Origin of the sequence: Actinomadura chokoriensis (assembly GCF_041463665.1) — a bacterium.
Lineage (GTDB): Bacteria > Actinomycetota > Actinomycetes > Streptosporangiales > Streptosporangiaceae > Spirillospora > Spirillospora chokoriensis_A.
This window is the reverse complement of the sequence record NZ_JAXCEJ010000021.1, coordinates 39,472-62,005: the sequence shown is the minus strand read 5'-3', so window position 1 is coordinate 62,005 and position 22,534 is coordinate 39,472. Positions and strand designations below refer to the sequence as shown.

Annotated in this window: 20 protein-coding genes and 2 pseudogenes; 8 read left to right on the top strand and 14 right to left on the bottom strand. The window is 73.8% G+C overall.

The window, feature by feature from the left end; translation table 11 throughout:
• The first annotated feature begins 225 nt into the window (after positions 1–225).
• Positions 226–1,422 carry an AI-2E family transporter gene (locus SM418_RS28060; RefSeq protein ID WP_371944076.1) on the top strand — a complete coding sequence of 399 codons (1,197 nt, stop codon included), beginning with the start codon at positions 226–228 and terminating at the stop codon, positions 1,420–1,422.
• A gap of 266 nt (positions 1,423–1,688) precedes the next feature.
• The gene (locus SM418_RS28055) at positions 1,689–3,458 is read left to right on the top strand and encodes a glycoside hydrolase family 3 protein (RefSeq protein ID WP_371944077.1); all 1,770 of its coding nucleotides are present in this window, start codon (positions 1,689–1,691) and stop codon (positions 3,456–3,458) included.
• Positions 3,459–3,595: 137 nt separating this feature from the next.
• Here the strand turns inward: SM418_RS28055 and SM418_RS28050 are convergent, their stop codons facing one another.
• Together SM418_RS28050 and SM418_RS28045 are read right to left on the bottom strand one after the other, a co-directional pair.
• On the bottom strand, positions 3,596–4,630 hold the full coding sequence (locus SM418_RS28050) for an alpha/beta hydrolase (protein ID WP_371944078.1): 1,035 nt from the start codon (positions 4,628–4,630) through the stop codon (positions 3,596–3,598).
• 146 nt (positions 4,631–4,776) lie between these two features.
• Positions 4,777–5,553 carry an alpha/beta fold hydrolase gene (locus tag SM418_RS28045; RefSeq protein WP_371944079.1) on the bottom strand — a complete coding sequence of 259 codons (777 nt, stop codon included), beginning with the start codon at positions 5,551–5,553 and terminating at the stop codon, positions 4,777–4,779.
• An 83-nt stretch (positions 5,554–5,636) separates the two neighbouring features.
• Between SM418_RS28045 and SM418_RS28040 the strand changes: the two genes are divergently transcribed.
• Positions 5,637–6,620 (top strand): helix-turn-helix transcriptional regulator, encoded by a 984-nt coding sequence (locus SM418_RS28040; protein ID WP_371944080.1) that lies wholly within the window; start codon positions 5,637–5,639, stop codon positions 6,618–6,620.
• Between the two features lie 61 nt (positions 6,621–6,681).
• On the opposite strand, the gene SM418_RS28035 is transcribed toward SM418_RS28040, so the two are convergent.
• The 9 genes from SM418_RS28035 to SM418_RS27995 all read right to left on the bottom strand — a co-directional run bounded on the left by SM418_RS28035 (position 6,682) and on the right by SM418_RS27995 (position 14,259).
• A complete protein-coding gene (locus tag SM418_RS28035) occupies positions 6,682–7,248 on the bottom strand; it encodes a GNAT family N-acetyltransferase (RefSeq protein WP_371944081.1) in 567 nt (188 codons plus the stop codon).
• Between the two features lie 75 nt (positions 7,249–7,323).
• Positions 7,324–8,349, bottom strand: coding sequence for a YihY/virulence factor BrkB family protein (locus tag SM418_RS28030; RefSeq protein ID WP_371944082.1), 1,026 nt, complete (start codon positions 8,347–8,349; stop codon positions 7,324–7,326).
• Positions 8,350–8,358: 9 nt separating this feature from the next.
• Positions 8,359–8,742, bottom strand: coding sequence for a DUF3618 domain-containing protein (locus SM418_RS28025; RefSeq protein ID WP_371944083.1), 384 nt, complete (start codon positions 8,740–8,742; stop codon positions 8,359–8,361).
• Positions 8,739–9,230 (bottom strand): phage holin family protein, encoded by a 492-nt coding sequence (locus SM418_RS28020; RefSeq protein WP_371944084.1) that lies wholly within the window; start codon positions 9,228–9,230, stop codon positions 8,739–8,741. Before SM418_RS28020 ends, SM418_RS28025 begins: the two co-directional genes overlap by 4 nt.
• Before the next feature lie 123 nt (positions 9,231–9,353).
• Positions 9,354–10,478 carry an AAA family ATPase gene (locus tag SM418_RS28015; protein ID WP_371944085.1) on the bottom strand — a complete coding sequence of 375 codons (1,125 nt, stop codon included), beginning with the start codon at positions 10,476–10,478 and terminating at the stop codon, positions 9,354–9,356.
• On the bottom strand, positions 10,465–11,250 hold the full coding sequence (locus SM418_RS28010) for an RNA ligase family protein (protein ID WP_371944086.1): 786 nt from the start codon (positions 11,248–11,250) through the stop codon (positions 10,465–10,467). The genes SM418_RS28015 and SM418_RS28010 overlap by 14 nt, the downstream gene beginning before the upstream one ends.
• A 121-nt stretch (positions 11,251–11,371) precedes the next feature.
• Positions 11,372–12,262: a Vgb family protein gene (locus SM418_RS28005; RefSeq protein WP_371944087.1), complete on the bottom strand. Its 891-nt coding sequence runs from the start codon at positions 12,260–12,262 to the stop codon at positions 11,372–11,374.
• Positions 12,263–12,454: 192 nt separating this feature from the next.
• Positions 12,455–13,117, bottom strand: a complete 663-nt coding sequence (locus SM418_RS28000; RefSeq protein ID WP_371944088.1) for a response regulator — start codon at positions 13,115–13,117, stop codon at positions 12,455–12,457.
• Entirely contained in the window at positions 13,105–14,259 is a 1,155-nt protein-coding gene (locus SM418_RS27995; RefSeq protein ID WP_371944089.1) for a sensor histidine kinase, read from the bottom strand. Before SM418_RS27995 ends, SM418_RS28000 begins: the two co-directional genes overlap by 13 nt.
• Positions 14,260–14,415: 156 nt before the next feature.
• Between SM418_RS27995 and SM418_RS27990 the strand changes: the two genes are divergently transcribed.
• The 5 genes and pseudogenes from SM418_RS27990 to SM418_RS27970 form a co-directional block, all read left to right on the top strand.
• Positions 14,416–14,895: a DUF6069 family protein gene (locus SM418_RS27990; RefSeq protein ID WP_371944090.1), complete on the top strand. Its 480-nt coding sequence runs from the start codon at positions 14,416–14,418 to the stop codon at positions 14,893–14,895.
• 77 nt (positions 14,896–14,972) lie between these two features.
• Positions 14,973–16,403 (top strand): serine/threonine-protein kinase, encoded by a 1,431-nt coding sequence (locus tag SM418_RS27985; protein ID WP_371944091.1) that lies wholly within the window; start codon positions 14,973–14,975, stop codon positions 16,401–16,403.
• Between the two features lie 214 nt (positions 16,404–16,617).
• Positions 16,618–19,008 (top strand): ATP-binding cassette domain-containing protein, encoded by a 2,391-nt coding sequence (locus SM418_RS27980; RefSeq protein ID WP_371944092.1) that lies wholly within the window; start codon positions 16,618–16,620, stop codon positions 19,006–19,008.
• A 90-nt stretch (positions 19,009–19,098) separates the two neighbouring features.
• Entirely contained in the window at positions 19,099–19,557 is a 459-nt protein-coding gene (locus SM418_RS27975) for a helix-turn-helix transcriptional regulator (protein WP_443098401.1), read from the top strand.
• A gap of 8 nt (positions 19,558–19,565) precedes the next feature.
• Positions 19,566–19,700, top strand: a pseudogene (locus SM418_RS27970) (VOC family protein); the annotation flags it as partial.
• A 576-nt stretch (positions 19,701–20,276) separates the two neighbouring features.
• Here SM418_RS27970 and SM418_RS27965 read toward each other — a convergent pair.
• The 3 genes and pseudogenes from SM418_RS27965 to SM418_RS27960 all read right to left on the bottom strand — a co-directional run bounded on the left by SM418_RS27965 (position 20,277) and on the right by SM418_RS27960 (position 22,489).
• Positions 20,277–20,486, bottom strand: a complete 210-nt coding sequence (locus SM418_RS27965; protein ID WP_371944094.1) for a PIN domain-containing protein — start codon at positions 20,484–20,486, stop codon at positions 20,277–20,279.
• A 483-nt stretch (positions 20,487–20,969) separates the two neighbouring features.
• Positions 20,970–21,218: pseudogene (locus SM418_RS37985) on the bottom strand (transposase); the annotation flags it as partial.
• Positions 21,219–21,223: 5 nt separating this feature from the next.
• The gene (locus SM418_RS27960; RefSeq protein ID WP_371944095.1) at positions 21,224–22,489 is read right to left on the bottom strand and encodes a tyrosine-type recombinase/integrase; all 1,266 of its coding nucleotides are present in this window, start codon (positions 22,487–22,489) and stop codon (positions 21,224–21,226) included.
• Positions 22,490–22,534 lie beyond the last annotated feature (45 nt).

Sequence of the window (22,534 nt, the reverse complement as noted above, 5' to 3'; positions counted from 1 at the left end):
TCCGGGCCCGTGTCCCGGACCCTCTCATCCCCAGGTCGAACGAGGACGCCGCGGATCAACACTCCCGCAGAACTTTTTCCGGAGATCCGCGTCGGCCGAACGTCCGGCACCCGTGAACGTCCCGGCACCCTCAACGCCCGGCGCCCGTGAAGGCTCGGCAAAAGTTGCCCCTCCGGGCGGGCGGGATGACCGGATTGGGGGATGCGCGACAGTTAGCGTGCGGGAATGCCGCAGCCGCCCGGCGACACCTCCGCCTACGCGCCCGCCGACGTCCCGCCCGACGCCGCCCCGGGCGCCGCGGGGCCCGGCGCCGGGCCGCCGCGGCGGATGCCGCCCTGGCTGCTCAAGGCCTTCATGCTGGCCGGCGTGGTCGTCCTGGCGTTCATGGCGGTGCTGTGGCTGCTGGCGCGGCTGCGGGGCCTGCTGCTGCTCCTGCTCATCTCGCTGTTCCTGGCATTCGCGATCGAGCCCGCCGTGAACTGGCTGGCCCGGCACGGGTGGCGGCGCGGCGCCGCGACCGGGCTGATGTTCGTGGTCGTCGGGCTGCTGCTCGCCGGGTTCATCGGCGGCATCGGGTCGCTGCTGGCCGCCCAGGCCACCCACCTCATCGAGGGGTTCCCCGGATACGTCCACGAGCTCATCGGATGGATCAACGCCACGTTCGGGACGCACCTGTCGCAGAACACCCTCTTCCAGCGGCTCCCCACCGTCACCGGCGCCCTGTCGCGGCACCTGTCGTCCCTCGCCCAGAACGTATGGGGGATCGGCGCCACCGCGTTCGGCGTCGTCTTCAAAGGCCTCGGCGTCCTGCTGTTCACCTTCTACCTGTCGGCCGAAGGGCCCCGCTTCCGCCGGACGGTCTGCTCCGTGCTGCCGCCCCGGCGGCAGCGGGAGGTGCTGCGCGCCTGGGAGATCGCCATCGACAAGACCGGCGGCTACATCTACTCGCGCGGCCTGCTCGCCCTCATCTCCGGCATAGCGCACTACGCCCCCCTGGCCGGGTTCGGCGTCCCCAACGCGGCGATCCTCGCGGTATGGGTGGGCGTGGTGTCGCAGTTCATCCCCGCCATCGGCACCTACCTGGCGGGCGCCGTCCCCATCCTGATCGCCCTGACGGTGTCGCCGGCGACGGCGCTGTGGATCTTCCTGTTCATCCTCGGCTACCAGCAACTGGAGAACTATCTGCTGCATCCGCGCATCACCGCCCGCGCCCTGGACATGCATCCCGCGGTCGCGTTCGGGCTCGTCCTCGCCGGCGCCGCGATCGCCGGGCCCGTCGGGGTGCTGCTGAGCGTCCCGCTGGGCGCCAGCGTGCAGGCGTTCGCCGACGCCTACGTCCGCCGCTACGAGGTGCAGGACCATCCGCTCACCGTGCCCGACCCGGAGGGCGCCCGCTGGTGGCGCTGGCTGCGCCGCTCATGACCCCGCCGCTCATGACCCCGCCGCTCATGACCCCGGCGGCGCCGGCGGCCCGCCGCCGCATCGTCGAGCTTTGCCGTGGACGAGTCCGCCCGGCCGGGTTAGCGTGCCGGAAGGAACATGATCACCGGGCAGTTCGGGGGCCGGAGGGAGCCGTCATGCACCGTGCCCGCACGCCCCGTCCGCAGACAAGCCGTTCACATGCACGCCGTCCCCCTTCCGGCCGGCGCCGCCGGTGGGTCGCCGGCCTCACCGTGGGGATCCTCGCCATGACCGCGCTGAACGCGCCGGGCGCGCGCGCTGAGGACGATGAGCACGGCGCGGATCCGGCGCTGCTGCGGATCCTGAAGTCGATGACGCTTGAGGAGAAGGCCGCCCAGCTGTTCGTCCTGCAGGTCTACGGCACCGCCGCCGACACCGCCGACCCGGCGGCCGTCGCCGCCAACCGGAAGCTGTACGGGGTGGACAACGCCGCCCAGGTCGTCGCCCGCTACCAGCCCGGCGGGTTCATCTACTACTCCGACAACGTGCGCGACCCGCGGCAGGTCGCCGCGTTCTCCAACGGCATCCAGCGCGCCGCGGCGGCCCGCCCGCACCCGGTCCCCGCGACGATCGCCACCGACCAGGAGGGCGGCATCGTCGCCCGCGTCCAGCCGCCCGCGACCCAGTCGCCCGGCGCCATGGCGCTGGCCGCCGGGCGCCGCACCGGCGACGCCCGCGCCCTCGCCCGCATCACCGGGCGGGAACTGCGCGCCATCGGCGTCAACCAGGACTACGCGCCCGACGCCGACGTGAACGTCGACCCCGCCAACCCCGTCATCGGCGTCCGGTCCTTCGGCTCCGACCCCGGTCTGGTGTCGTCCATGGTCACCGCGCAGGTCGGCGGCTACCGGTCCGGGGGAGTGACCGCCACCGTCAAGCACTTCCCGGGGCACGGCGACACCAGCACCGACAGCCACACCGGCGTCCCGCACATCGACCACACCCGCGCCGAATGGGAACGGCTGGACCTGCCGCCGTTCCGCGCCGCGATCGCCCACGGCGCCGAGGCGATCATGACCGCGCACATCGTCGTGCCGTCGCTGGACCCGTCCGGCGACCCCGCCACCCTGTCGCGGCCCATCCTCACCGGCATCCTGCGCGAGCAACTGCGCTTCCGCGGCGTCGTCGTCACCGACGCGCTCGACATGCAGGGCGTCCGCGACAAGTACGGCGACGAGAACATCCCCGTCCTCGCCCTCAAGGCCGGCGCGGACGTCCTGCTCAAACCACCCGCGGACAAGGACGGCAACGGCGTGTTCCCTCGGCAGCTCGCCGCCGTCGTCAACGCCGTCAGGTCCGGGGAGCTGACCGAGCGGCGCATCGACGCGTCGGTGTACCGGATCCTGGAGCTCAAGCAGAAGCGCGGCCTGTTCCGCGACCCCTACGCCGACGAGTCCAGGGTCGGCGACGTCGTCGGGACGCCCGCGCACCTGGCCGCCGCGCAGCGCGCCGCCGACCGCACCACCACCCTGATCAAGAACGACGCGGGCGTCCTGCCGGTGCGGCCCGGAGCCCGCGACGTCCTGGTCACCGGATGGGGCGTGTCCACCACCGCCGCGATCGGCACCGAGTTCGCCCGGCGCGGCGCCACCGCCACCGTCCGCCAGACCGGCCTCAGTCCGGGCCCGGCGCAGATCGACGAGGCCGTGGCCGCCGCGCGCGACCAGGACCTCGTCGTCGCCGTCACCAACCGCGCCTGGGATATCTCCGGCGAAACCGGCCACAACGGTCCCGGGCAGATGAACCTCGTCAACGCCCTCGTCGCCACCGGGAAACCCGTCGTCGTCATCGCCGTCCGCGACCCCTACGACATCGCCTGGTTCCCCGAGGCCGCCACCTACCTGGCCACCTACTCCTACACCGCCGAGGCGCTGCGGTCGGCCGCCGGGGTCCTGTTCGGGGAACTGGAACCGCGCGGCCGGCTGCCCGTCACCATCCCCGTCCGCGACGAGCCCGGCACCGTCCTCTACCCGTTCGGGCACGGCCTCAGCGGCTGAGGGGGACGGCCGCCGGGGGGACGGCGTCGAGGGGCACGGCCTCTGCGTACGGCGGCCCGGCCGGGGGACGGCAGCCGCTGCCGTCCCCCGGCCGGGCCGGGTCCGTGCTCTCCAGGCTTCCCGCGATCAGGTGCGCGTCACACCCGCCGGGCGCCGATCGACTTCATCAGCGTCGGCCAGACGAACGTCGACTCCCGCACCCACGCGGGCCAGTTGTGGCGGCCGTCGCCGTAGATGTGCGCCGTGTAGGGGACCTTCAGCTCGTCCAGCCGCTTCTGGAAGTCCCTGTTGTTCGCGCCTACGGCGATCTCGCTCAGCAGGCCGATGTCCCACGGCGCCACGTCCGGGTCGCCCGGCCCCGGACGGCCCGTCGTCCCGGCGGAGAAGAAGATCCCGGTGCCGCGCAGCCGGGACGCCAGCGTGTAGGGGTCGTGCGCCTGCCAGTTGGCGTCGTCGGCCCACGGGACGCCCCAGATCGCGAACGGGTCCTGCCCGTTGCTGGCGTTGGTGAACATCAGCATCGCCGGGATCCCGATCGAGCGCATCGACACGATCCCGCTCAGCGACGCCGCGTACTTGAACAGCCCCGGATGCCGGGCCGCGTACGCCAGGGCTCCGGCCCCGCCGGAGGAGTTCCCGATCGCCGCGCGCAGCGCGCCCGCGTGGTAGTTGCGCTCCATCAGCTGGCGCACCTCGGCGGTGTGGAAGGTCTCCCACTTGGGCGACCCGCCCTTGCCGTAGTTGTACCAGTCGGTGTAGGAGCCGTTCTCCCCCTCGGGCATGACGACGATGACGTTGTACTTGGCCGCCCACGCCTCGATGTCGGTGTTCTTCGTCCACGAGGTGTAGTCGTCCTGGCCGCCGTGGAAGGCGTACAGGACCGGCCACGTCGCCGAGGAGTTCCGCGTCCAGTTCGCCGGCAGCAGGATGCGGGTCTTCACCGACTTGCCGAGCGAGGGCGAGGCGATGGTGATGTCGACCTCGCGGGCGCCGATCTTCTTCTCGGCGGTGATCCGCGCGCCGGAGTCGGCGCGGACCGGCCCCGCCAGCGCCTGCGCGGGCCCCGTGCCCGCCGCGCCGATCCCGGCGACCAGGACGACGCCGACGGCGGCGGAGGCCAGCGAGCGGCGGCGGTGGATCCAGTGTGAACGCCGGCGGAGGGCGGGTGTCATCTGCTCACCTCGCGATCAGGCCCGACCCCCGTGGCCGTGCGACTCCGGGAGATTGTCCTCGCCCCCGCGTAAATGATCTACCTGTGCGGGTAACAAGAAATGCGCACACCGCTGTGGAGAAGTGAGTCATCGGGGGGCGGAGCGAGTCACGGGGCGGCGGCCAGCAGCGCCGCCAGTTCGCGGGGCCGGGAGAACATCGGCCAGTGCCCGGTCGGCAGCTCGTGGTAGGTCCACCCGGGGCCGGTCATCGCCGCGAAGACGGGATTGCCGGCCTCGCCCATCTGCCGCACCGCGGCGAGCGGGATCGTGGTGGCGATCAGCGTGCGCGGCGTCGCCGGGAGCGGGTCAGGGCGCGCCGCGGGCTGCGTCGCCGTCCCGAACGGCTGCGGCGTCCCGCGCTCGCGCATGGCGGCCAGGTGCGCGGCGGTGAGGCCCACGAGGTTCACCGGGTCGGCGTCCGGGTCGAACGGCGGCACCGGGATCAGCCGGCCGCCGCCGTCCTCGGCGACCGACTTCTCCAGCGCGGCGCGCTCGTCCGGGCCGTAGAAGTCGATCGCGGCCAGCCCGGACGGCATCGGCCCGGTGTCGACGTACACGACGCGGGCGATTCGGTCCGCCATCCGGTCGGCCGCGCCCGTGACGGCCATGTTCGCGCCGCTGTGCCCGACGAGGACGACCCCGTCCAGGCCGCCGTCCTCGATGACCCGCACGATGTCGGCGATGTGGGTGTCGACGTCGATACCGCCGTCCCCGCCGGCACTCCCGCCGCCTGCGGCCTCCCCGGCCCGCTCGGCCTGCCCGGCCGGGGTCACCGCGTGGACGTCATGGCCCGCGGCCCGCAGTGTCGCCGCCACCTCGTCCCACGCCCAGGCACCGAGCCAGTATCCGGGCACCAGCACGAACGTCGCCTTGCCAGCCTTCATGCCAGCCGTCCTCTCTCGTCGGGGTTCACACGCACGCTACGGTCAATACCGGACAGGATCCGCCCGGATTAAGTGGGTGACCCATGACACAGCCGTCCCATCCGACGACCCGCGTCCTGGCGATGCTGGAGCTGCTGCAGGCCAACCACCGCATGGGCGGCGCCGAGCTGGCCCGGCGCCTTGGCGTCGACCAGCGCACCGTCCGCCGCTACGCCGCCCGGCTGGACGACCTCGGCGTCCCCGTCGTCGCCGAACGCGGCCGGCACGGCGGCTACCGGCTCATGCCCGGCTACAAGCTGCCGCCGCTGATGCTCACCGACGACGAGGCCACCGCCGTCGTGCTGGGGCTGCTGGCCGGGCGGCGGATGGGCCTCGGCCTGCCCGGGCAGGCCACCGAGAGCGCGCTCGCCAAGGTGCAGCGCGTCCTGCCCGCCGCGCTGCGCGACCGGGTCCAGGCGCTGCGGGACACCCTCGGGTTCACCGCGCCCGACCGCGACGCCGCCGCGGACGCCGCGCCCGACACCGGCGCCGTCCTCACCCTGGCCGCCGCCGCGCGGGAGCGGCGCCGCGTCCGGCTGCGGTACCGGTCCTGGCGGGACGAGGAGACCGAACGGGACCTGGACCCCCACGGGCTGGTGTTCCACTCCGGGCGCTGGTACGTCACCGGCCACGACCACCGCAGCGGCGAGACCCGCACGTTCCGCGTCGACCGGATCCGCGCCGCCGAGGCGGGCCCGGCGACCTTCGAGGTGCCCGGCGGCGTCGACCCCGTCCGGGACGTCGTCCGGTCGCTGGCGCGCGTCCCCTACGCCCACGAGGTCGAGGTGGTCCTGGACACCACCCTCGCCGAGGCCCGCCGCCGCATCCCCGCCTCCGTCGCCGCGCTCACCGAGAACGGCGAGGAGGACGGCGGGGGAGTGGTGATGACCACGCGCGCCGAACGGCTGGACGGGATGGCGCGGATGCTGGCCGGGCTCGGGTTCCCCTTCACCGTCCGCCGCCCCGCCGAACTGCGCGGCCACGTCCGCGACCTGGCCCGCAGGCTGGAGGAGCAGGCCGCGCGGTGACACGCCGCGGACAGAGCGGGGAGAAAGCGGGGACAGGAGGGGGACGGGACGGTGCGGGGGCTCAGGAGGCCGGGCGGGCGTCCCACTCCTGGCGCAGCATCGCGTAGACGACCTCGTCGCTCCACTCGCCCTTGACGATCTCGTTCTGCACCAGGTGCGCCTCACGGCGCATCCCGAGCCGTTCCAGCACCCGCGCGGACGCGGCGTTGCGGCCGTCCAGCCGCCCGCACACGCGGTGCAGGTCCAGGCCCTCGAACCCGAGCCGCAGCACGACCTCGGCGGCCTCGGTCGCGAACCCCCGGCCGTGGTAGCCGGGGTTGAAGATGTAGCCGATCTCGCCCTGCCGGTGCTCGCGGCTGCGCCACTGCAGGTTGACCTCGCCGATCAGGTCGCCGGTCTCGCGCCACACCACCGCGAGGACCAGCCAGTCGCCCTCCTTCTCGATGCCGGAGGCGCCCATCTTCTGCTTCAGGAACGACCGCGACTCATCGAGCGACCGCGGCTCCCAGTACAGGAAACGCGCCACCTCCGGCAGGGACTGGTAGGCGTACAGGCTCTCAAGGTCGCCTTCCTGGAACGGCCGCAGGGTGAGCCGCTCGGTCTCGATCGGATAAGAGGGACGGAGCATGCGATGATCCTATTCACGGCGCTCTGCCCTGTGCGACCCGTGATTCCCCGGTAACTCGCCGGGACGGGCCCCGGCTCAGCCCGGCGGACGCGCGCGGCTCGCGCCCCGCCCGGACGCCTGCCCGGCGTCCTGCCCGGCGTCCTCCTCGCCGGCCAGGCCCGTCTCGCGGCGCTCCTGCTCGTCGAAGGCGCGGGTGTCGCGGAACCGCACGTAGGGCTCCTCCTCCGGCGCGGACCCGGCGGCGATGGCGCGGCCGCGTTCCAGCTCGGCGTTCAGCTCGGCCCCCAGCAGGATCGCCAGGTTCGTGAGCCACACCCAGACCAGGAAGATGATGACCGCCGCGAGGCTGCCGTAGGTCTTGTTGTAGGAGGAGAAGTTCGCCACGTACACGGCGAACAGCGCGGACGCGACCAGCCACACGACGATCGCCAGGACGCCGCCGGGGGCGAGGCCCTTGAACCCGTGCTTGGCGTTGGGCGACGCCCAGTACAGCAGCATGAACAGCAGCGCCACCACCGCCAGCAGGACCGGCCACTTGGCGAAGTTCCAGACGGTCACCGCCTGCGAGCCCGCCCCGATCACGTCGCCGGCCTTGCGGGCCAGCGGCCCGGTCACCACGACCGCGACCACCGACACCGACAGCAGCACGAGCGTGACGACCGTGACGGCGAGCCGGAGCGGGAGGGTCTTCCAGATGGGACGGCCCTCGGGGACGTCGTAGACGACGTTGGAGGCCGTCATGAACGCCCCGACGTACCCCGACGCCGACCACAGCGCGGCGAGGAGGCCCAGCAGGGCGACGACGCCGGCGCCGCCGCTGCCGCCCTGCAACTGCCGCACCGAACTGACCAGCAGGTCGCGCACGGCGCCCGGCGCGAGGCCGCCGAGGTCGCTGATGAGGCTGTCGGTCGCGGACCTGCCCGCCAGTCCCACCAGCGACACCACCACCAGGATCGCCGGGAAGATCGACAGGATGGAGTAGTAGGTGAGCGCGGCCGCCCACGCGGTGAGGTTGTCCTTCTTGACCTCGCCGGCGGTCCGCTTCAGTGCCCCTCTCAACGAGGTGGCCGGGGGGTCGGTGATGGCGCGGGGGGAGGGCATGGCGTCGGGTCAACCCCTCCCGCGGCGTACCTTGACGGCGCGCTTCTGGCCGTGCCGGACCCGGACCCGGACGGGCCCGAACCGCTTGGTGGACGCCCGGCGGCGGCGCATCCACAGCGCCGCGACCGCCACGGCGCCCGCGGAGCCGATCACCGCGCCGCCCTGCAGCGCCCTCGTCCTGGCCTCCCGCGAGCCCGCGGCCTCCCGCACCGACGCCGCGGCGTCCCGTGCGCGGCCCTTGGCGTACTCCGCGCGCTCCCTGGCCATCGCCTTGATGTCGGCCTTGGCGGCCAGCTGCTCGACCGTCTCGCCGAGTTCGTGGCGAGCGCGGTCGACCTCCTCGCGCAGTTCCTCGGTGCCGACCGCGGCGCCGTGCTTGCCCTGCATGGTCATCGGTGGGTCGCCCTCTCCTTCAGTTCGGCCACGGTCCGCTTGGCCCCGTCCATGGCCATCTCCGGCTTGGCCGGTGTCGCGCGCTTGGCCTGCGACCGGCCCATCAGCGCCAGCACCGCGGCGACCAACATCAGGAACCCGCCGATGATGAGCGCGGCCGCCCACACCGGAAGCGCCACCGCGATCGCGGCGATCGCCGCGGCGAGCAGCGCACCCAGCCCGTACAGCGCCACGAGCGCGGCGCCGCCGAACATCCCCGCGCCGGTGCCGGCGTGCCGGCCCTTGGCCTTCAGCTCGGCGACGGCCAGCCGCAGCTCGGCGCGCATCAGCTCCGAGACCTGCTGCGCGGCCTGCCGCACCAGCTCGCCCGTCCCCGCCTCCTCGCGTCCGCGGCGGTGGAACTCCGGGGCACCGGCCTGGTCCTGCCTGTGCACGCCCAGGCTCTCGGCCGGGGTCTCGCCGTCATGCGTCGGCCGCACGATGCTCATAGCCTTCAGGCCCCCTCCGCGTGTCGTCTCGAAGCCTGAAGGAGGGCGTTCCCCCTTGCCGGAGGCTAAACGTGCCCGGCCCCGGGCAAGGGTGAGCGGGCGGACCGGCGCGGACCCCGGCGGCTACGCGGTGGTGAGCCAGTCGACGCGGTGGGCCTCGGTCGGGTCGGGGGTCTCCCAGCGGCGCACCAGCCGGTCGATGACCGCGTCCGGGACGGGCGCCGGCCGGGCCCGGTTGCGGGCGCGGATGACCCGGGGCGGCGCCTCCAGCGCGACGACCTCGACGCGCCCCCGGTAGCGGGCGGCCAGGCCGGCGCACGCGTCGCGCTGCCGCCGGGACACGTTGGTGGCGTTCCACACGAACGACCGGCCGGCGCGCAGGTGCCCGCGGGCCTGCTCGTGCGCGGCGGCGGCCACGGCGCGCTGGTCGCCGGCGGGCGACACGCCCATCTCGGCGCGGAGCCGGTCAAGGCTGACCACCGGCTGGTCCGGGCGGTGCGCGGCGATCCAGTGGTCCTTGCCGGCGCCCGGCAGGCCCGACAGGACGGTGACGGTGCAGCGGGTGTCGTCGTGGGCGGCGTAACCGGGGTCGCGGCCGGGTGTGCGGAAATACCAGAACCGGGCGTGGTCGGACGGGAAGGCGCGCGCCGCGTCCAGGCAGTCCTGCTCGGCGCAGTACTCCCCGTACAGGGCGACGTTGTCGAGCAGCTCGCCCGAGTCGCGGCAGATCCGGCCGAGGATGTCGGCCGACGCCAGCACCACCAGGTCGTCGTTGCGGGCCAGCAGGCTGACGCGGAACGCGATCTGCTGCAGGTCGGGACGTTCCAGCGCCCAGAACGGCACCTGGTGGTGGCGGATCAGCGCCGCCACGTGCTCGCGCCACGCGACCGGCGCGCCGAGCTCCCACAGGACGCGCCGCGCCATCAGGTCGCCGCGGCGCGAATGGCCGCGCGCGGTGATGCGGCCGTCGTCGCCGGTGGCGGTGCAGTGCGGCTTGGCGATGTCGTGCATCAGCACGGCCGTGAACAGCCGCACCCGCTCGGCGGGCGGGCGGGCCCGCCACTGCGGCAGCGACGCCAGCGCCTCGCACGCCATCCGGGTGTGGACCTCGACGTCGCCCTCCCCGTGGTAGCCGGGGTCCTGCGGGACCCCGGCCAGGTCGCGGACCCAGCCGAACGCGTCCCGGATCTCCCGCCACGGGACGTCCCAGTGCGGCGGCGCGGGGCACAGGTCCTCAAACACCCGCATACAGGACCTCCGGGTCGGCGAGGCCGTTGGCGACGATCGGCCGTCCCTGCCAGTGGGGGCCAGCGTCCAGGATCGCGGTGAGGAAACTGGGCCGGACCCACTTGTAGCGGCCCACGGTCCGCCCGCCCTCCTCCACCTTGATGTAGAGGCCCTCCATCTCCTCGGCGGCGTCGGTCTCCGCGGTGACGCGGTCCGGGTCGGCGCCGCCCGCCAGCGCCGCCGCGCGCAGCGCGTCCCGCCACCCGGGGGTCCGGCACGTGGACGGGCCGACGAGCGCCGTCAGCGCCGCCGCGTCCGCCAGCGGCCCCTCGTGCAGGACGGGCACCGGCACCACCGGCGTGCCGTCCAGCAGCTCCCGGCGCCGGGCCGTGGACAGGAACGTCCCGTCGGACCGGTCGAGGACGTCGAACTCGCAGAAGTAATGGGGGAGCGCGTCATAGAAGACGGTGTGCTTGGCGTACAGCCACTCCCCGTACAGGACGTACCTTTCGCCCAGCCGCTCGCGCAGGACGTGCTGGACCGATGCCGCCCAGGCCTTGAACGGCCCGAACTGGCGCTCGCGCGGCCCGCCGGTCAGGTAGTGGCCCCGGCTCTGCAGCCGCAGTTCCCCGCCGGGGCCGAAACTGATCCCGGCGTTCGCGCCGTCGAGCTTCTCCTCCACCACCAGGGAGCGCCCGGCGATCGCCCCGAACGGCACCGAGGCGAGGTCGTGGTCGCCCGGTTGGAGCCGGGATCCCGCGATGTGCCGGGTTCGGGGGTACTTGCTCAGCATCCGACCGTTGTAGGCGAACACCGCCGATCATGCCAACGGGTTTTCCCTCGGTGGCCGGGCGCCGGGCCCGGTCCGCCGGGGCCGAAACAGGCGCGGCGGGGCCGGGACGTGCGCGGCGGGGTCAGCTGACGGCGATGCGGGCGAGCGCGCCCGACTCCAGTGCCGCCCACAGCGCGCCGTCCGGGCCGAGCGCGATGCCGTGCGGCTCGCAGCCGGGCGTCGGCAGCGGATGCTCGTGGACGCGGCCGTCGAGGGTGACGCGGCCGATGTGGGCGGTTCCCCACTCGGTGAACCACAGGTCCTCGCCGGGGCCGGCGACGATGGCGTGCGGGCGCGCGGCAGGGTCGGGCAGCGGGAACTCGGTGACCTTCCCGTCGGTGGTGATCTGCCCGATGTGGCCGGCGCCGATCCCGGTGAACCACAGCGCGCCGTCCGGTCCGCCGGTGATGCCGACCGGCGCCGAGCCCTCGGTGGGCAGCGGGTGGACGGCGACGTCCCCGTCCGGCGCGAGCCTGCCGATGGCGTTCGCCTGGTTGAGGGTGAACCACAGGGCGTCGTCCGGCCCGGCCGTGATCATCGACGGCATCGTGCCCTCGCCGGGCACCGGGAACTCGGTGATCTGCCCGCCGGTGGCGATGCGGCCGACGCGGCCCGTGTACATCTGGGTGAACCACAGCGCGCCGTCGGGCCCGGCCGCGATCCCGCACGGGCCGCAGCCCTCGGGCGCCGGGAACCGGGTGACCTCGCCGCCGGTGGTGATCCGGCCGATCGCGTTGTCCTGGAACGCGGTGAACCACAGCGCGCCGTCCGGGCCCGCCGTGATGATCGTCGGGCCGGCGGGGACGGGGCCGTGGACGGTGAGGTCCCCGTCCGGTGTCATGCGGCCGATCCGGCCGTCGTGGACGAGGGTGAACCACAGCGCCCCGTCCGGCCCGGCGGTGATGCCGTACGGGCCCGCGTCCGGGCCGGAGACCGTGTACTCCCTGATCGTGGCATGCGAACCCTGCGGCATGGATCGTCCCCCCCCTCATCCCACAGGTGCTGTTTCCGTCCGGCGGCGAGGCTAACGCAACCGGCGTCGCCTAACGATCGGGCCGTGGGTCCGCCCGACGCCGGCGCGCCCGCAGGTGAACGGCGCGATGCCCGGCACCGCCCCCCGGCGGACGCACTGCGAGAGCGGGCGACGCCGACGGCCTGACCGGCGTCAGGCGAGGCCGGCGTCGTGGACCAGGAGGGCGATCTGGGTGCGGTTGTCCAGGTCGAGCTTGGTCAGGACGCTGGACACGTGCGCCTTGACCGTGGCCACGCTCATGAACAGCTCCGCCGCGATGCCGGCGTTGGAGCGGCCACGGCCGATCGCGAGGACCACCTCGTTCTCGCGCGGGCTCAGCCGCGCGAGCGCCGCCCGGGCCCGCTGGTGGGCGCCGGCCTCGGTCGCCGCCCGGTCCATGAGCCGGCGGGTGATGCCCGGTGACAGCATGGGCTCCCCGGCGGCGACCTGCCGGACGGCGTGGACGATCCGGTCCGGCGGGGTGTCCTTCAGCAGGAACCCGCTGGCGCCCGCCCGCAGCGCGTGCAGGATGTTCTCGTCGGAGTCGAACGTCGTCAGCACGATGACCTCCGGCGGGTTCGGCCTGGCCCGCAGCCTGCGGGTCGCGGTGATGCCGTCCACCCGGGGCATCCGCAGGTCCATCAGGACGACGTCGGGCGCGTGCGCGTCGGCGGCCGCGGGCACCTCGTCGCCGTCGGCCGCCTCGCCCGCCACCGTGATGCCGCCCGTCCCGTCCAGCATCATCGACAGCCCCGCGCGGACGAGCGCGTCGTCGTCCACGATCAGCACCCGCAACGGAGGGGTCACGTCGGCCATGGCAGCCACGCCCTCAACCGGAACTCGCCCGCGGCGACCTCGTGGTCCAGCCGCCCCCCGGCCAGCCGGACCCGCTCGGTCAGCCCGACCAGGCCCGTCCCGCTGCCCGGCGGCGCGGCGTCCCCACCCTCCGCCGGCAGCGCGTTGCGGACGTCGATGACCAGCCCGGCGCCGGGACGTCCCTCCAGCGCCACCCGGACGGGACGGCCCGCGGCGTGCTTGCGGGCGTTGGTCAGCGCCTCCTGCACCACCCGGTACGCGGTCCGCCCGGCCGCAGCCGGGAGCGCCGCCGCATCGGCCACCTCGTCGCGCAGTTCCACCCGCCCGCCCGCGTCGCGGGACTCGCCCACCAGCCGCGGCAGGTCCGCCAGGACGGGCTGCGGCCGGTCCCCGTCCCCGTCGTCGTCGGCGCGCAGCAGCAGGATCACCTCGCGGAGCTCGTCCAGGGCCTGGTGCACCCCGGCGCGGACGACCCCGGCCGCCTGCGACAGCTTCTCCGGCGGGGCGTCCGGGCGGTACTCCAGCGCGCCCGCGTAGGTGGCCAGCAGCGACAGCCGGTGCGCCAGCACGTCGTGCATCTCCCGCGCGATCCGGGTCCGCTCGGCCATGCGCGCCTCGGCGACCCGGCGGCCCTGCTCGGCCTCGGCGCGGCGGGCGCGCTCGCGCAGCGACATCAGCAGCGCCCGCCGCGCCCGGGCGAGCGCGCCCCAGCCGACCAGCGCGACGTACCCGAGAGTGACCAGCAGCAGCCACCAGCCGAACGAGATCCCGCCGCTCGGCTGCCGCAGCCCCTGGACGGCGTGCGCCGCGACCCCCGCCGCGCCGACCGCAGCGGCGGTCGGGAACGGCCGCCGCTGCGCGACCTGCAGCGCGCCCATGCCGGCCACCGGCGTCGCGGCCGGGGACAGCGCCGCCAGCGCGCTCAGCACCACCGCGGCGGCGACCGGACGCCACAGCAGCAGCGGCGACAGCAGCCAGCCCGCCGCCCCCACCGCGACGTCCAGGACCAGGCTGCCCCCGGACTCCGCCCGGCCCCACACCGTCAGCGCGATCAAGACGCCCGACACGGCGAACACCAGTGCCGCGCCGGTGCGCGGGCGGCGCGGACAGATGTCCACCCGGCCCAACGTGATCTCGTTCATCGGCCAAAGGCTAGCCGCGGGCTCGCGGGGCCGACACCGACCAAAGTCGATGCCCGCCCCTTCCCCGGACGGGCCCGTCCCCGACCCGCGCCCGATGCGCCGTGCCGCCGGCGGCGGCGACCCTGACCGGACGTGAACCGAACGAAGGAGACCCGCATGACCGGCGCCGCCCCCACCCGGCAGAACCCGACCCCGCAGAACCCGACCCCGCCTAAGCGGATGCAGCGGAACCCGATGCAGTGGAGGCCGGTGCGGCGGGCGCTGACGGTGGCCGCCGCCACCGCCGCGGCCCTGGCGCTGTGGACGCTGACCGTCCCGGTCGCGGGGCTCGACCCGTCCGCCCAGACGGGCGGCCAGGACCGGCCGGTCGGGGCGGGCGCGGTCGCGGTCGCGGGCCTCATCACGGGGCTGGCGGCCTGGGCCCTCCTCGCGCTGCTGGAACGCACCGCCGAACGCCCCCGCCGAACCTGGACGATCACCGCGCTCGCGGTCCTCGTCCTGTCGCTGGCAGGGCCGCTCGGCAGCGCCGGCGACGCCGCCTCCACGGCAGTCCTGACCGCGATGCACCTCCTGGTGGCCGCCGTGCTGATCCCCGGCCTCGGCCGGTCCGCGTCAGCGTCAGCGCGCCCCCGGTAGCCCGTTGGGGGAGCGGGTTCGCGCGGCGGCTGCGAAGATCAGTGGGACGCGGACGTTCTCCCGCAGGAGTAGGGGCAATGGAACCTGTTCGAGACGGCGACCCCCGGCAGATCGGCCCGTACCGGCTGATCGGGCATCTCGGCACCGGCGGCATGGGCCGGGTCTTCCTCGGCCGATCCCGCGGCGGACGCGCGGTCGCGGTCAAGCTGGTGCACGCCGACCTCGCCGGCGACGCCGAGTTCCGGCGCCGGTTCGCCGACGAGGTCGCGGCCGCCCGCCGCGTCGGCGGTTTCTACACCGCCCAGGTGGTCGACGCCGACACGGGCGGCGACCCGCCCTGGCTCGCCACCGCCTACATCCCCGGCCCGTCCCTGGCCGAGGCCGTCACCGCGCACGGGCCGCTGCCGGCCACGGCGGTCCGCGTGCTGGGGGCGGGCCTGGCCGAGGGCCTGGCCGCGATCCACGCGAGCGGCCTGATCCATCGCGACCTCACCCACCGCAACGTGATCCTCGCCGACGACGGGCCGCGCGTCATCGACTTCGGCATCGCCAAGGCCCTCGACACCGTGCACTCCTCCACGCGCGTCATCGGCACCCCCGGATTCATGTCCCCCGAACAGGCCAGGGCCGACCCTGTCGGCCCCGAGAGCGACGTGTTCTCCCTCGGCTGCGTGCTGACCTACGCCGCCGCCGGCACCGGGCCCTTCGGCACCGGCCGGGCCGACCTGATCATCTACCGCATCGTCCACGAGGAACCCCGGCTGGACGGCGTCCCCGCCGACATCGCGCCCCTGCTGCGCTCCTGCCTGGCCAAGCACCCGGCCGACCGGCCGGCGCTGAACGACGTCCTCGACCGGCTGGCACCGCCCGAGCACGACGGCACCGCCGCCGCCTGGCTCCCACCGGACATCACCACCATGATCACCGAACGCGGCACGGCGGTCGGCGCCCCGCCCCGCCCCGGCGTCCCCGAAGCGCCCGAACCCGCCGGTGCCCGGACCGGCGGGTCGCGCCCGCGACGGACCGCCTACGAGGCGGAGCCGCTGGACGGTCCTCCAGGCACGCGGCCCGTTCCCCAACTCCAGCGGCCCACCGGCCCGGCGGAGGTGTCCGAGCGGCCCGCCGCCCGGACCGCGAGCGCCGCGATGGCGATGCTGTGCCTGCTGACGGAGCTGGTCATCCCCTTCGCGGCCGTCCAGGCCTTCGACGCCGGCGCCCTGTCGGCCGGATCCGCGCGGGTGCACGTGGCGCTGTGCGTGGTCCAGGCGCTCGTGCTCGCCACCGGCGCGTTCCTGCTGCTGTTCCTGCGGAAGGCGGCCGGACGCCGCCTCATCGCGGCGGGCAGCGCCGCAGTGACCCTCCAGGCGGTGTACGCCCTCGTGTCGTTCCGCACGGTGATCTCGCAGAGCGCGGCGGGCCTGCTCACCCTCACCGCCGCGGCGGCGGCCGCCGCCGCGCTCGTGGCCGTGCTCCCGTCCACCGGCCGCCCGGGCCGCCGCCGGAGCTAGAGAGGGCGGGCCGCGGCCGCCCCCGGCCAGGTGACCGGTCAGGAATCGAGAAGCGCCGGCCGGCGGGCAGCGGCTAGCGTGATCAGCGTGGCGGGCCGACGCGCGACGGCCATCGGCCGGTGGGACGCCCCCACCGGGGCGCGCGGGTCCGCCCGGAACCGCCGATCAGGTAGACAGTGACCCCTGCCGTGACCGCGCGGGGTGAAGGAGAACGATGAGCAAGGCCACGAGTACGGACGCGCAGGCTCCTGCGCGGCACGCCGCCGACAGCCACGATCTGATCCGCGTCCACGGCGCGCGCGAGAACAACCTCAAGGACGTCAGCGTCGAGATCCCCAAACGCCGCCTGACGGTGTTCACCGGCGTCTCCGGCTCGGGCAAGAGCTCGCTGGTGTTCAACACGATCGCCGCCGAGTCCCAGCGGATGATCAACGAGACCTACAGCACGTTCGTGCAGGGCTTCATGCCCACGCTGGCGCGGCCCGACGTCGACGTCCTCGAAGGGCTGACGACCGCGATCATCGTCGACCAGCAGCGGATGGGCGCCGACCCCCGCTCCACGGTCGGCACCGCCACCGACGCCAACGCGATGCTGCGCATCCTGTTCAGCCGGCTCGGGCAGCCGCACATCGGCTCGGCCCAGGCGTTCTCCTTCAACGTCGCCTCCCTCAGCGGCGCGGGCGCGGTCTCGTTCGAGCGCGGCGGCAAGACCGTGAAGGAGCGGCGCAGCTTCAACATCACCGGCGGCATGTGCCCGCGCTGCGAGGGCACCGGCTCGGTCACCGACTTCGACCTGACCGCGCTGTACGACGACGGCCTGTCGCTCAACGAGGGCGCGCTCACGATCCCCGGCTACAGCATGGACGGCTGGTACGGCCGCATCTTCCGCGGCTGCGGCCTCTTCGACGCCGACAAGCCGATCCGCGAGTTCACCGACACCGAGCTGCACGACCTGCTCCACAAGGAGCCAACCAAGATCAAGGTCGAGGGCATCAACCTGACCTACGAGGGGCTCATCCCCAAGATCCAGAAGTCGTTCCTGGCCAAGGACCGCGCGTCGATGCAGCCGCACATCCGCGCGTTCGTCGACCGCGCCGTGACGTTCACCACCTGCCCCGACTGCGGCGGCACCCGGCTCAGCGAAGCGGCCCGGTCCTCCAAGATCGCCGGGATCAGCATCGCCGACGCCTGTGCGATGCAGATCAGCGACCTCGCCGAGTGGGTGGGCGGCCTGGACGAGCCGTCCGTCGCTCCGCTGCTGGCGACGCTGCGGCACACCCTCGACTCGTTCACCGAGATCGGGCTCGGCTACCTCAGCCTCGACCGCCCGTCCGGCACCCTGTCGGGCGGCGAGGCACAGCGCACCAAGATGATCCGCCACCTCGGGTCCTCCCTCACCGACGTCACCTACGTCTTCGACGAGCCCACGATCGGGCTGCACCCCCACGACATCCAGCGGATGAACAACCTGCTGCTGCAACTGCGGGACAAGGGCAACACCGTCCTGGTCGTCGAGCACAAGCCGGAGGCCATCGCGATCGCCGACCACGTCGTCGACCTCGGCCCGCGCGCAGGCACCGCCGGCGGCGAGGTCGTCTTCGAGGGGACCGTCGAGGAGCTGCGCGCCTCCGCCACCCTCACCGGCAAGCACCTGGACGACCGCGCCTGCCTGAAGCCGTCGGTCCGCGAGCCGTCCGGGACGCTGGAGGTGCGCGGAGCCGGCACCCACAACCTGCAGGACGTCGACGTCGACGTCCCGCTCGGCGTGCTGGTCGTCGTCACCGGCGTGGCGGGATCGGGGAAGAGCTCGCTGATCCACGGCTCGGTGTCGGGCAGGGACGGGGTGGTGGCGGTCGACCAGACCGCGATCAGGGGCTCGCGCCGCAGCAACCCCGCGACCTACACCGGGCTGCTCGACCCGATACGCAAGGCCTTCGCGAAGGCCAACGGCGTGAAGCCGGCGCTGTTCAGCGCCAACTCCGAGGGCGCCTGCCCCGTCTGCAAGGGCGCCGGCGTCATCTACACCGACCTCGCGATGATGGCCGGCGTCGCCACCACCTGCGAGGAGTGCGAGGGCAAGCGGTTCCAGGCGGCGGTGCTGGAGCACCGCCTCGGCGGCCGCGACATCAGCCAGGTGCTCGCGATGCCCGTCACCGAGGCGGAGGAGTTCTTCGGCGCGGGCGAGGCGCGGATCCCGGCCGCGCACAAGATCCTGCAGCGGATGGCCGACGTCGGGCTCGGCTACCTGACGCTCGGCCAGCCGCTCACCACCCTGTCCGGCGGCGAGCGGCAGCGGCTCAAGCTGGCCACCCACATGGGGGAGAAGGGCGGCGTCTACGTCCTCGACGAGCCGACCACCGGCCTGCACCTCGCCGACGTCGAGCAGCTGCTCGGCCTCCTGGACCGGCTCGTCGAGTCCGGCAAGTCGGTGATCGTCATCGAGCACCACCAGGCGGTCATGGCGCACGCCGACTGGATCATCGACCTTGGCCCCGGCGCCGGCCACGACGGCGGCCGGATCGTCTTCCAGGGCACTCCCGCCGACCTCGTCGCCGGCCGCTCCACCCTCACCGGCGAGCACCTCGCGTCCTACGTCGGCGCCTGAACAGGGCCTCCCGGCTCGCCGGCGGCGGCGCGTCCGGCGGCGCGTCCGGCGGGGCCCGGCCCGCGCCGCCGGTCAGAGTCGTGTGGCAGGATTTCACAGGTGAGCAGTAGTCCCGACGCGGTGCAGCGCCTGCGCGATCTCGCGCGGCTGCGCCGCGTCCGCGACCGGATCGACCGGGAGTACGCGCAGCCGCTGGACGTCGAGGCCCTGGCCCGCGGCGCCCACATGTCGGCGGGTCACCTCAGCCGCCAGTTCCGGCTCGCCTACGGCGAATCGCCGTACGGCTACCTGATGACGCGGCGCATCGAGCGCGCGATGGCGCTGCTGCGCCGCGGCGACCTCAGCGTCACCGAGGTGTGCTTCGCGGTCGGCTGCTCGTCCCTCGGCACCTTCAGCACCCGCTTCACCGAACTCGTCGGCGAGCCGCCCAGCGTCTACCGGCACCGGGCGGCGGACGCGACGGCGGGGATGCCGTCGTGCGTGGCCAAGCAGGTGACCAGACCGATCAGGAACCGGGAAGCGCCGGCCGGTGAGCCGCAGCCGGCGTGACCGGCATGGGCATCGACGTCAACGCCACCGACCGGGATCAGGGCGCCGAACTCCAACGCCTCCTGAAACTCGGGGCGCGCCCGGCCGACGTCGGCCAGACCGGCGAGGAGCCCTGGCACTGTCTGGCCGCCCCCGAAGGCAACCTGGAAACCCAGTGGTCGCCCCCGAAGAGAAGTTCGGCGGCGGTGCGGCCGCCAGGTGTTGCCGGCGCAGTGGCGGAGCTGGTGGAGCATCCAGCCGCGGGCGTGCGGGCCCAAGCCGCGGTGGCGGTCTTGAACAGGTGCTCGGCCCTCGCGGACCGATAGCGCATCCAGCGCAGTGGTCACCCCGCCCAGCAGCGGGGGGTGACAACTGGAGGTGCTCAACTCGCAGCGGTTCTTGGAGAAGACACCGGCGCAGGTGTGGGCGACGCTGCTGGACGAGGGTGTCTACCTGCAGCATCAGCACTATGTATCGGCTGCTGGCCGCAGCCGGACAGACCGGGGACCGCGCCGCCAGGCCACCCACCCGCCGCGGGTCCGCCCCGAGTTGGTCGCCGACGACCCTCGGGCAGGTCTGGACATGGGGTGACGCGTGCGTTAACGGCACCCATAAACGCACGCGTGCGAGGCCGGGGCAGGCGCCGTAGGCGTCGGAGGCTATCTCGGGGGCAACGTCCCAGGTGTAGACGTGCTGACGATCTCTACCGGTTGGAGCGAAAGTCCGTCAGGAGTTCAAGGTCAGGGCGTGGCCTCGGTGATGGCGCGGCGGAAGCGGGTGAGGGCCGCGCGGGCGCTCTGCGGGGAGATGCTCAGTTCCCGGCGCGCTGCCGACAACTCCGTGTACGAGGCGCGGGTGCCGGTCGGCGGCGGCACGCTATCAGCGAGCCAGCCCCGCCGGTTGCCCTGCTGGGGCGGCAAGAAGCACTGCGGGCCCGTGGCGACCGGCACCCTGGACGCTACGGCTGCAGACCGCGCGCCTGAGCTCGATTGAACAAGTCAGAAGCAGTGCGGGATCCCGAACACCGCCTTGACCTCGCTGACGAACCGTTCGGCCTGCGCGATCGACCCGATCCGGTCCACCTCGTCGATCGCAACCAGAACCCGCCGCCCTCGCGCCGCCTCGGCCTCCGCGACGTCCTTCAGGAACCGCTGGAACTGCCCGACGAGCTCCGGCCGGTTCCATGGCAGTTCCTTGGCCGTACCGCCGCGCGCGAATCCGCCCCGCCCGCCCGGCGTGTTCGCGGTGAGCGTCCAGGTGGTGGTGTGCTCCTTGCGCAGCCTCGCGGTGTAGCTCCGCGCCCGCTAGTGAGGCGTTGCTGCCAGTCGAAGAGCACTACGAGCACTGCGAGGGCCGTGAGGAGATAGAGCGCCTGCGCCATCACGCGGAACGCGGTCCGCGCCAGCCGCAGGGCCCGCGCACGCCAGGTCTTCGGCCTGCTCGGTGGGGAAGTGCCCGCGTCGGCGGGTGGCCTGGCGGAACCGGGCGTTCAGACGTCGGCCAGGCGTCCCGCCGCAACAAGACGATCGCCGGGTAGCGGTCGCTCCACTCGGCCTCGAACTCGGTGAACCGCTGTTGGGCGGCGGCCTCGGTCGGGCAGTGTAGATCTGCCGCAGATCGCGGGTGAGCCGGCTCCAGTGGCTCTCGGGGGCATACCGCAGTGACGAGCGGACCAGGTGCAGGCAATTTAGAGGCCTACGTCGTCCAGGGCGTTGTTGGCCCAGGCCGAGCCGCGGCGCCAGTAGCGGAACACCATGGCCAGGCTTGTCCATCGTCCGTGTTCCTGAATGGTGGAGGGGGCGGCGCCAGCCTCGGCTGCGGAGGTGGCGGCTCCGGCACGTAGGCCGTGGAAGGTGTACGCGGCGGCGTTGTCGAGGTCGGCGCGGATGGCGGCGTCGCGCACGATGTCGTTGAGGGTCTCGTCGTCGATGCGGCCGGTGTTCGGGCCGGGGGCGGCGTATCCGGGGGTGCCGCCCAGGCGGCCGTGCTTGTCGATGCCGCGCAGCAGTGGTCCGCTGGTGATGGCCGGTTTGGTCTGTGTCGGCTCGGCCAGGCGCGACACCCAGTCGCGCACCAGCGCGACCGGGTCGGTCTGCGGGCGCCTGCCGTGCTTGATGATGACCTCGTTTCCGACCGCGTCCTGATCGGTCTTGGACTTGCGCACTTTGATGACCAGCCCGCGGGTGGTGAAGGTCAGGTCCTCGATGTCGAGCGCGGCGACCTCGGAGCGGCGGCCCATCATGGCGAAGCCGAGCACCAGGACGAGCTGGTCGCGTTCGGCGCGCAGCGGGTGGATCCGCCCGGCGTCTGCGGCGTCCCCGATCGCGGTGATCATGGCGCGGAGCGCGGTGACGTCGATCTCGGGGGCGCGCCTGACCCGATGGCGCAGCGCGGGGTCGGGGTGGGTGGCGCGTTGTTTGCGGTAGGCGCGCAGCGCCATCCGGGCCAGGCGGGGGTCGCAGCCGAGCCCGGCGAGTTTGTGCGCGGACTGCACGCAGCTGAGCATCGCGTCGATGCTGCCCGGTGCAGGGGGCTTGCCGTACTGGGTGGTGGTGCCGGTCAGGTGGTGGACGTACTCGGCGAGTGTCTCCCGAGTGGCCGGCAGTGGGGTCCGGCCGGTCAGCTCGCACCAGCGGGTGAAGGTGGCCCAGTGCCGGGTGTAGGCGCGGGTGGTGTTGTCGGCGAGCCCGGCGGTCACCATCGCAGCGGCCTCGGGGGACAGGGCCCGGTCTGCTGCAGCTGCGGCTTCGCCCGACGGGGCCGGCGGCCCGGTGAGCGCGGGCTGAACGGTCTCTGGCCTGAGTGCCGGGGCGGCAGGCTGGTCGGCGCGGGGGAGAACCAGCGCCGCGGTGCTGTTGTCTCCGCGGTCGGACCCGTCCACTGATGGGCGCCGGAGCGGAGAGGGGGCGGCGCCGGTGTCCGCACCGTGGGCGGCGGGCTGCTCGGTGGTCACCAGGTGATCATAGGCGGCTCTGGCTCGCCTTGTCAGGGTTAAGTA

Coding starts and splice junctions, on each gene's coding strand:
- SM418_RS28060 (WP_371944076.1), top strand. CDS start 226: ATGCCGCAGCCGCCCGGCGACACCTCCGCCTACGCGCCCGCCGACGTC.
- SM418_RS28055 (WP_371944077.1), top strand. CDS start 1,689: ATGACCGCGCTGAACGCGCCGGGCGCGCGCGCTGAGGACGATGAGCAC.
- SM418_RS28025 (WP_371944083.1), bottom strand. CDS start 8,742: ATGACCATGCAGGGCAAGCACGGCGCCGCGGTCGGCACCGAGGAACTG.
- SM418_RS28050 (WP_371944078.1), bottom strand. CDS start 4,630: ATGACACCCGCCCTCCGCCGGCGTTCACACTGGATCCACCGCCGCCGC.
- SM418_RS28010 (WP_371944086.1), bottom strand. CDS start 11,250: ATGCTGAGCAAGTACCCCCGAACCCGGCACATCGCGGGATCCCGGCTC.
- SM418_RS27995 (WP_371944089.1), bottom strand. CDS start 14,259: ATGAACGAGATCACGTTGGGCCGGGTGGACATCTGTCCGCGCCGCCCG.
- SM418_RS27980 (WP_371944092.1), top strand. CDS start 16,618: ATGAGCAAGGCCACGAGTACGGACGCGCAGGCTCCTGCGCGGCACGCC.
- SM418_RS28045 (WP_371944079.1), bottom strand. CDS start 5,553: ATGAAGGCTGGCAAGGCGACGTTCGTGCTGGTGCCCGGATACTGGCTC.
- SM418_RS28035 (WP_371944081.1), bottom strand. CDS start 7,248: ATGCTCCGTCCCTCTTATCCGATCGAGACCGAGCGGCTCACCCTGCGG.
- SM418_RS28030 (WP_371944082.1), bottom strand. CDS start 8,349: ATGCCCTCCCCCCGCGCCATCACCGACCCCCCGGCCACCTCGTTGAGA.
- SM418_RS28020 (WP_371944084.1), bottom strand. CDS start 9,230: ATGAGCATCGTGCGGCCGACGCATGACGGCGAGACCCCGGCCGAGAGC.
- SM418_RS28040 (WP_371944080.1), top strand. CDS start 5,637: ATGACACAGCCGTCCCATCCGACGACCCGCGTCCTGGCGATGCTGGAG.
- SM418_RS27990 (WP_371944090.1), top strand. CDS start 14,416: ATGACCGGCGCCGCCCCCACCCGGCAGAACCCGACCCCGCAGAACCCG.
- SM418_RS28005 (WP_371944087.1), bottom strand. CDS start 12,262: ATGCCGCAGGGTTCGCATGCCACGATCAGGGAGTACACGGTCTCCGGC.
- SM418_RS28015 (WP_371944085.1), bottom strand. CDS start 10,478: ATGCGGGTGTTTGAGGACCTGTGCCCCGCGCCGCCGCACTGGGACGTC.
- SM418_RS27985 (WP_371944091.1), top strand. CDS start 14,973: ATGGAACCTGTTCGAGACGGCGACCCCCGGCAGATCGGCCCGTACCGG.
- SM418_RS28000 (WP_371944088.1), bottom strand. CDS start 13,117: ATGGCCGACGTGACCCCTCCGTTGCGGGTGCTGATCGTGGACGACGAC.